The following is a 2,373-nucleotide window of genomic DNA, read 5'->3' as shown; positions in this document are numbered from 1 at the left end:
CTGCTCATAACCGAAGAGCTCGCTTTCCAGCAGATTTTGGGCAATGGCGGCGCAGTTGAGCGGATGGAACGGGCCACTGGCGCGCGCGCTTTGCTCATGGATGGCATGGGCGACGACCTCCTTCCCGGTTCCGCTCTCACCCGTGATAAGGACTGTAGCATCACTACGCGCGATTTTCGCCACCAGTTCAAAGACCGCGCGCATCCGATCACTATGACCAACGACATGGTTGAAATGGTAATTGTCGCTGCGCTCCCGCTTTAACTGTCGCAGCTCTCTGGACATAGCACTGGTTTCCAGAGCTCGCTTTACAACTAGCAACAATTCTTCCAGATCAAATCCTTTCAGTAAATAGTCAGAGGCCCCCAATTTCATCGCCTCAACTGCCGTTTGGACATTGCCGTACGCGGTTAAAATAACCACTGGCAGTTCCGGTTCAATCTCGCGAATGCGCTTGAGCACCTCAAGCCCACTTTGTCGAGGCAAACGCAGATCCAGCAAGACAAGATCTATCGTATTCTTCTGCAATTCACGCAGGCCCGCTTCACCATCCGAGGCGGTATAGACGTCGTATCCATGCTTACGCAGATAGCGCGCAAATTGATGGGGAAGATGTGGCTCATCATCGACAATCAGAATACCCAGGCTCATTGCTGACCTCCTTCCCAGATCTCTTCTTCGGCGAGCGCGCTTCGCTCACTGACAATAGGCAGGCGAATTGAGATCGTTGCGCCATAGCCATAGTGACCCTCCACTCGAATATAGCCTCCATGATCCTCCACCAGACGGCGCGTGATTGCCAGCCCCAGACCGATACCATGCGCCTTTGTCGTAAAGAAAGGCTGGAAGATGCGCCCGAGTTGTTCCGGGCGTATGCCTTCGCCGGTATCGCTGACGGCTATCTCCAACCATGGAACACGCGATGGCTCCTCACGTTGTTGACCGATCAGGAGATGGCGGGGCAGAGTTGAGGTGACATCTTCTTGCGCGTCCCTCACCAGGGCCTCTTCGGCGGCTAGCGGCATACATGAAACAGTCAACACTCCACCTTCTGGCATGGCCTGTAGAGCATTCATATAGAGATTCAAGAGGACCTGTTCCATCTGTCCAACATCAACGGGCGCGGGAGGAAGCTCACGATAAACACGATGTACGACCACATGGGCCGCTTCACACTGAGACTGAATAAATTGCAAAACGCGATCACTCAATTCACACAGGTCGCAGGGGGTACGATGAAGCTGCCGGGGCCTGGCAAAGAGCAGAAGATCATGGACAATACTATTGAGGCGCTCTACTTCCTTTAATACGACGGAGCTTTCTTCACGAATCCACGCCTGATCACTTACCAAGCTCGTAGTATCCTCGCCCGGCTCAAGTGGTTGGGTATCACAGGTGAGCTCTTCCATGATCATTTGCATGGAGGTCTTAATTGAGGCGAGTGGATTGCGAACTTCATGCGCGACATTGGCAGCCATTTCGCCCAGTGTGGCAAGCCGGTCGAGGCGGCGCTTCTCTTCTTCCAAGCGATGAACAGAGGTAACATCCGTAAAGGTGATTAAGGTGCCAATCGACCGGTTCTCCTCACCACGAAGCGGGAGCGCATCTACTTCCAGGACGATCTCGCGCCCCTGCCTATCAGTCGTTTTGAGCGTTCCACTACGCAACTCGTCAGGAGCAGAGTGAAGCGTTCCTCGCAGGCGATCTTCTACCTCACCATTCACCTTCTGGATGTGCAGTTCGGAGGACACAAATACAGAGGTTCCGTCCCCTTCCAGCAGGCTGGTAGTGGAAGGCGCTTCTTCCATCTCGTTGAGCAAGTTGATTCCAGGGGCGACATTGAGCAGTGTCTCCGTATTAACTGTTGGCACGGCAGGGGCAGAGGTCTGGAGAGAACAAATATCAAGCACACTAGTCAGTGGTTGACCAAGTACCTCACGCGCATGGCACCCTAGAATGGCGGATGCGGCCCGGTTAAACGTCGTGATCCGCCCATCGCTATTCGTCGTCATCAGACCGCTAGGAATGCTTTCAAGGATCATCTCTTTGAGGCGCTGGTCTTCTAACACCTGGCGTAAGAGCTTGCGCGCTTCATTTCGGGCCTCGATCACCTCGGTCATCAACAACATGTTCTCTAACGCGGCCCCTGCCTGAGTTGCCAGCACCTGCATCAGCACCAATTCAGATTTGCGGAGCTTCCAGGGAGTACGGTAGGCACCAAGCACGATACCGATGATATTCCTCTCCTGGTCGTCCTTCTGGCTCATCCCCAGACTCCCCCGTAGGAGTGAGCCACCGCGTTGCGCACTCACCTTGCTCGCAAGCAAAGGCATAGCAAAGAAGGTTTTGGTGTTGGGAGGCAGTTCATGTAAG

The 2,373-nt window shown here is 54.2% G+C and carries 2 protein-coding genes; both read right to left on the bottom strand.

What is annotated here, in order from left to right; translation table 11 throughout:
- On the bottom strand, positions 1–651 hold a 651-nt coding region (locus K3T82_RS47405), incomplete at its 3' end, for a sigma-54-dependent transcriptional regulator (RefSeq protein ID WP_220200420.1).
- The coding region (locus K3T82_RS49680) for an ATP-binding protein (protein WP_220200419.1) at positions 648–2,373 on the bottom strand (1,726 nt) is incomplete at its 5' end. The genes K3T82_RS49680 and K3T82_RS47405, both read right to left, overlap by 4 nt.

Source organism: Ktedonospora formicarum, from assembly GCF_016587355.1.
GTDB classification, from domain to species: domain Bacteria; phylum Chloroflexota; class Ktedonobacteria; order Ktedonobacterales; family Ktedonobacteraceae; genus Ktedonobacter; species Ktedonobacter formicarum.
This window is presented reverse-complemented; position numbering and strand designations above follow the sequence as displayed.